Annotated in this window: 4 protein-coding genes; all 4 read right to left on the reverse strand. The window is 62.4% G+C overall.

Annotated elements, in window-relative coordinates; all coding sequences use genetic code 11:
* Positions 1 to 11 precede the first annotated feature (11 nt).
* Entirely contained in the window at positions 12 to 2,177 is a 2,166-nt protein-coding gene (locus LB541_RS27055; protein ID WP_224619987.1) for a beta strand repeat-containing protein, read from the reverse strand.
* A gap of 221 nt (positions 2,178 to 2,398) precedes the next feature.
* Positions 2,399 to 3,397, reverse strand: coding sequence for a TRAP transporter substrate-binding protein (locus LB541_RS27060; protein ID WP_140658418.1), 999 nt, complete (start codon positions 3,395 to 3,397; stop codon positions 2,399 to 2,401).
* A gap of 305 nt (positions 3,398 to 3,702) precedes the next feature.
* Entirely contained in the window at positions 3,703 to 4,674 is a 972-nt protein-coding gene (locus LB541_RS27065; protein WP_140500993.1) for a cupin domain-containing protein, read from the reverse strand.
* Between the two features lie 262 nt (positions 4,675 to 4,936).
* Positions 4,937 to 5,881 (reverse strand): 2-hydroxyacid dehydrogenase, encoded by a 945-nt coding sequence (locus LB541_RS27070; RefSeq protein WP_224619989.1) that lies wholly within the window; start codon positions 5,879 to 5,881, stop codon positions 4,937 to 4,939.
* Between the last annotated feature and the right edge of the window lie 382 nt (positions 5,882 to 6,263).

Below are 6,263 nucleotides of genomic sequence, written 5' to 3' on the forward strand. Positions count from 1 at the left end.
GCCGATAGCGCTTACTGCGAGACGGAGAGGTTGTTCGAGCCGCCACCGTTCTGGGTGAACGACGTCACGTTGTTCGACCCGTTTTGCAACACGGCGACCTGGTTTCCATTGGATGCGCCGGCGTTGCCGACGAGGCCGGTGATGGAGTTGCCGCCACCGATCTGAGCAAAGGCGAACTGGTTCAGATTGCCGATGACCTCATAGGTCAGGCTGTTCCCCGTCAGGGCCGAGGACGAGTCCTGAAGGGCCCTGCCCGCCATGAGGAGGCCGCCAGAGCTGCCGGCCAGAGCTCCCGCAGCGCCAGTCAAGCCGTTCGCGCCGTTCGTGTCACCCTGGAAGGTGATGAGGGCCGTGTTGAAGCTGCCAACCTGGCTGATCAGCGCTTCGTTGCCATTGCCGGTCGCCAGGCCCAGCGCATCGTTCAACGTGCCGGACTGGACCACCGCCAGCTCGTTGCTGTCTCCGAGGATCTCGATCTGCCCGTTGTTGGAGTCGCCGGTCTGGTCGAGCGATGCGGTGTTGAGGTTTCCGACCACCGACACCAAGCCCTCGTTCCTGCCGACCTGGTCGACCGCGACGTGGTTCGTGTCGCCGAAGACGTCGACGAGCACGTTGTTGCCGTAATCGAGACTGGTCACGCCGAGCTGGTCGACGGAAATCGTGTTGGTGTTTCCATCGACGAGAATCTCGGCTTGATTGCCGAGCGAGGCGCCGCTGTCCTGGTTCAGAGCCACGACATTGTCGTCGCTGCCGCCGTTCCGGTCGCCGATCAGGATCTGGCCGATATTGGTGCCTCCTGTCTGGCTCATCGTGACGTCGTTGGCGTTGCCGGTCGCCCGCGCCGTCGCCTCGTTGTAATCGCCGGACTGGTCACCGTCGAACTCGTTGTCGTGCCCGATGATCTCGAGCAGCGCGCTGTTGACGGCTCCGTCCTGGTCCAGCGTTGCGTCGTTGGCGTTTCCTACGACGTACACGTCGCCCTGATTGCTGCCGTTCTGGTCGACAGCCACGTCGTTGTCGTCGCCCTGGATGTCGACGCCCGCATCATTGTAGCCGGTCGCGCCGAGCTGATCGACCGACACCGTGTTGCCGTTTCCGTCGACCAGGATCTCGGCGTCATTGCCGAACGAGGAGCCGGTGTCCTGGTTCAGGACCACCAGGTTCTCGTCGCTGGCGCCGTCCCGGTCTCCGATCGCGATCCGACCGATATTCGCGTCGCCCGTCTGGCCCACCGCGAACTCGTTGGCGTTGCCGGTCGCCCGAGCCACCGCGTCGTTCCCCGAGCCGGACTGGTCGATGCCGAACTGGTTGCCGTCACCGAGAATGTCGAGCAGCAGGCTGTTGCCGTTGCCTTCCTGCTTGATCAGGCCCTGCGTCACCGAGGACGAGGTGGTGACGAAGGTGCCGAAGCCGGTCGTGCCGTTCGAGTTGCCGACCTGCGACGCGTCCGCGGTGTTGCCATCGCCGACCTGCGATCCGTCGATCGCGTTGCCGTCGCCGTCCTGGCTCATGGCCGTCGCATTGCCCTGACCGTCCTGGACCGAGGCGCCGATGCGGTTGCCTGCCCCGGTCTGACTCAGGTTGGCGTCGTTGCCGCCGCCGGTCTGCGTGACTCCGCCGCTGACGGAGTCAGCGTTGCCGGTGCCGATGATGTTGCCGCCGGCGCCTTCGCTGGTCTGGGTGATCGCCACAGTGTTGGCAGCACCCGAGACATGCGTCTGTGCGATGCCAGTGACGGTGGAGAGCCCATCCACCGGCTCGCCCGAAGCGGTCTGCTGGGTGACGGTCGCGCTGTTGAGCGTCCCCGAGCCGCTTGCGCTGCCCTGGTTGATCTGGTTGACGCGGTTGCCGTCGGAAAGCTGGTCGATGACCAGCACATTGCCGTCGCCGGTCTGGTCGAGGCCGGTGCCGCGGGTACCCACCTGGTTGCGGTTGCCGGCCTGCCCGACGTCGAGGCTGTTGCCCGAGCCGTTCTGGCTGGCCGCGTCGGTCGCGGTGCCGACTTCGTTCTCGTCGCCGGGACCTTGGACCACCATGCCAGTGTTGCCGCTGCCCGTCTGCGAGACGTTAGCGAAGTTGTCGTCGGCCCGGGCCGGCGCAGACACCAGCGCCATCGCCGTCGCGGCCAGAAGTGTCGAAGCGAAACGTTTGGATGAGAGTAGTGCCGTCTTCTTCATTTTGATTGTCCCCAACTAGAGGTGAGAGATATCGATGCCGGTCGCGCCGGATGCCGGAAGCCGGATTGGAGCGCGGGGCATCGTCAATTTGTTGAACCTTGGCGTCTGCGACGTGTCGTAAGCCGCGCACACTGCTTGCGGCTTCAAACTGACTCGGACGCACGATGCTTCTGCAAATGGACGCCGGAGCAGGCGAACCTGGCTCCGGCGCCATAAGACCTCTATGGCTTGGCAACTGCCGCCATAGCGGCGCGCGCCTGGTCGACCAGATCGACGCCGATCTTTTCGCTGTACTCTTTCACGACAGGCGCAACGCGTTCGGTCATGGCTGCGAGCGCTTCAGGCGTGGGTTGGGAAATCTCGAAGCCCTTCGCCGCGAGCTCCGCCTCCAATTTCCCTGCCTCCTTGCGAGAAAGATCCCGTTGGAAGGCTGCCGATTCCTTCGCAGCTTCCATGACGGCTGCCTTGTCCTCCTCGGAGAGGCTTCCAAACCATTTCTGGCTCGCGAGAAGAACAAACGGCGTATAGACATGGCCCGTCTTGGTCAGATACTTCTGCACCTCATAGAACCTTGCGGTGTAGATAAGAGCGTACGGCGTCTCCTGGGCATCGACGGCGCCATTTTCGAGCGCGCTGTACAGCTCAGGCCAAGGAAGCGGCGTCGGATTGGTTCCCAAAGCCGTCCAGGTCGCAATGAACAACGGATTGGGTATGACGCGGATGTTGATCCCTGCCATATCGTCCACCGTTTTGACGGGACGAACCTTGTTGGTCATGTGGCGGAAGCCGTTGTCCCACCACGCCAGACCGACGATGCCGGTCTTTTCCTTCAGCTGTGCAAACAGCTGCTCGCCGACCGCGCCGTCCATGACGGCATCGACCGCGGCGAAGTCCTTGTAGAAAAACGGAAGATCGTAGATCATGAATTGCGGAACGACGCCGACCAGGTTGGGCGTGGGACCAACCATGATATCGATGAATCCGGCCTGAACCGACGCCTGCATCTCGGGCTCGCTGCCGAGCACGCCATTTCCGAACGTGTCGATCTTGATGCGCCCGCCCGTCTTCTCTTCCACCAGCTTCGCAAAATAGCGCGAAGCCTGTCCGACCGGATGGTCTTCCGTAGGCACGTAGCCCAGGCGCGGGTTCTGAGCCATGGCCGGAGCGGCGGCCAAGAGCCCTCCCAGCAGCGCCGCAGTCAGAAACAATACTTTCTTCATAGTTCAACCTCCCAAGAATTGGTTCAAAGGAACCAGAATGCAGGAACTGCAACCACTAAGGAACAGGACCGGCGGTACGAGAATGGCCTATTCGGCCAAGACTAACGATGGCGTCCCTGGCTACTGAAGCGGACGGTACGCCGCTTCTGCTACGGCGCCGACGAGCCTCCGACGGGCGGTGTGATCAATTTCTGCGGCCACGATGAACGCGCCCCCCCGAATACACCCCGGCCGATGCTCCCCTGCGCCAAAGTCAGGTCAGACCAACGGCCCGCCCTCACGATGAGGACGGGCCACCGGCAACATCAATCAAGCCATCCCTTGCCCGAGATCGGGGGCATCGGTGGGTTGGGCTGGCTGGCAGTCGGCGGCCAGTTATGCGTACCGGTCGGGAAGGGATTGATGGCAATCCGCGTGTCACTCCCCGGACAATAGTTCGCCGCCGAGTGCCACCGGCCGGCCGGGACATAGACAATGTCGCCGGCCTCCGAGACGAAGCCCGGCAGGCCTTCGAGGTTGTATTGGATCTGACCTTCCATGATGAACCAGAATTCACCATAGTTGATGTGCCTGTGTCCGAGCGCCGTGGGGGACTGCATATTGCAGTTGAACGCCTGGCCGCGGATGGCGTTAACGAACAAGCCAGGGGCGGTTACGAATGCGCCGCCCGAGGGCGAAGCAAGGAAATCCCTGAAAGTAGAATTGCCCGTCCCAAGGGCTTCTGCACCCGGATCCTGTCGCGTCAACGCCCAGGTCATCCCCGGCTGCGGCTTAGGCAAGGTTGCCGCCGCCTGCGGGTAAGTGATCTTGGCGTCCGCGGTGAAGACCTCGAAGTGCAAGGACGGCACCGCGCCGACGTTCTTCATCTGGAACTGCGTACGCGCGGGAACCTGGACCATAAAGCCTTTGGTGGCCGTAAACGGCGCCTCGCTCCCGATCGTGAACTCGACCGAACCTTCCCAGACAATGAAGGCCGCGCGGGTATCCGATATGAACATGGCCGGCGACTGATCACCGACCGCCAACTGAACCCATGAAGCCCGCAGGTGCGCGTCGCTGACGATCTCCTGGTGCCAAGTCTTGGACTGATTGGCGGGAGAAATCTTGGCGCGCACGTCGGCTATCGTCGTGTGTGGCTTGTTCGGGGCCTTGTATGGTGCCAGCGCCACCGGCTTTGGCGTCCAGGTGAACACCGTCTGTGCGAGCGCCGCGGTGGACGATACCGCCCCGATCGCCAGCGCGGCCACCACGGCCAATCCGCCTTTCCATAGGTTCATGAGAGTCACTCCTCCGTTTTCTGCTTGACCGATGGTGACACCACGAATCTGACCGAAACCCCAAGCATCGACCGATCAGAAAAATCCACAATGTGGACGCGATGTCCAACAATGCATATTGGGCAGACTATTAATGGGTTGTCAACGCCTCACCGCGGCGCTTCAGGGCCTGTCGATCGGATGCTTGCCTGTTGGGTTAACGTGCATGGATCCTAACGTCCGCTGACAGTGCAGGAGGCCTCGGCGGCTGATCGGAGGCTGTCTAGGGTACGGGTGTGATCGCCGCTCCACTCTGGAACCAGGCGATCACGTTCTGGGCCACGAGGTCCGCCATTGCGGTGCGCGTACTGACCGACGCGGACCCGATATGCGGCAGGATCGTCAGGTTATCGAGCGCCAGCAGGTCTTCGGAGACATTGGGTTCATCCGCGAGCACGTCGAGGCCGGCCGCCGCAATGGCTCCTGTGCGCAGGGCGCCGATCAGTGCATCCTCGTCCACGACGGTTCCGCGGCCTACATTGATGAACACGCCCTCGGGCCCGAGGGCGGACAGCACCTCGGCATTCACGCTGTTTGCGGTCGACAGGTCGCCCGGCACGATGGAGATGAGTACATCGACGGCACTGGCAAGTTCCAGCAGTGAAGGAAAGTAGTCGTACGCAACCCCCTCCGCCGGGCGCCGGCTGTGATAGCCAACAGGAAGCCCAAACGCTTCAATTCGTCGGGCGATGCAGCGACCGATCCGCCCCATTCCGTAGATGCCGACCCTGCGGTTCCGCAGTGTCAGACGGCTAAGCGGGTAGTCGGATGCTTTCCACCGGCCCCCGCGAACGAAGGCTGCCGCCTTGGGTATCTCGCGCACGACGCTGATAAGGAGCCCCAACGTGAGATCGGCGACCTCCTCGTTCAGGACATCAGGGGTGTTCGTGACGACGACGTTCTTGCTGCGTGCGTAGGCAGCATCCACCGCGTCGTAGCCGACGCCGTAGCTGGCGATGATCTCAAGGTTGGGAAGGGCGTCTATGAACTGCCGATCGATTGTGGCGCGACAGGCCACGCCACGAATTGACGCCCGCACCTCCGGGGACAGATGGGCGTGAATGTCACAGTCAGGGGTTTCGACCAGGCTGAAATGCGTTCCGAGCATGCAGCGGGCATGCTCGTGCATCCAGCCTGGTATCAACACGGTGGCGGCGGGTTTCGACAAAGGCTTTCCTCCGGTTCGGGGTGTCACTGCCGGCACGAATGGCCGCAGGTGAATCAGGGTTTTCGCACGGGAGGCCTTTGGATTGCGCAATGCGCCGATAGTGAGCCGCGGACTTGATTTTGGCTTCGAGTTCGCGGCGGCTGGCCAGTTTCTCCAGCGCAATCGGCATGTCAGCGGTTCCTGTACCACGTCCTCCAAGGTCGCCATCGATGTGACCATAATGTGGTCAATCTGCCCAAACTTTGATAGGAGCCCGCGACCTCTTTGTCAAGGCGGCGGGAACGCCGTGTCGTAAGCAGATGAGTTGGGTATCGAACATATTCCAGCCTATTCCCCTGAAGCGCGAGGCCGCTCGGAGCGGATGTTCTCCACCTTGCAGGAT

The sequence above is a fragment of the Mesorhizobium sp. BR1-1-15 genome (assembly GCF_020165475.1).
Lineage (GTDB): Bacteria > Pseudomonadota > Alphaproteobacteria > Rhizobiales > Rhizobiaceae > Mesorhizobium.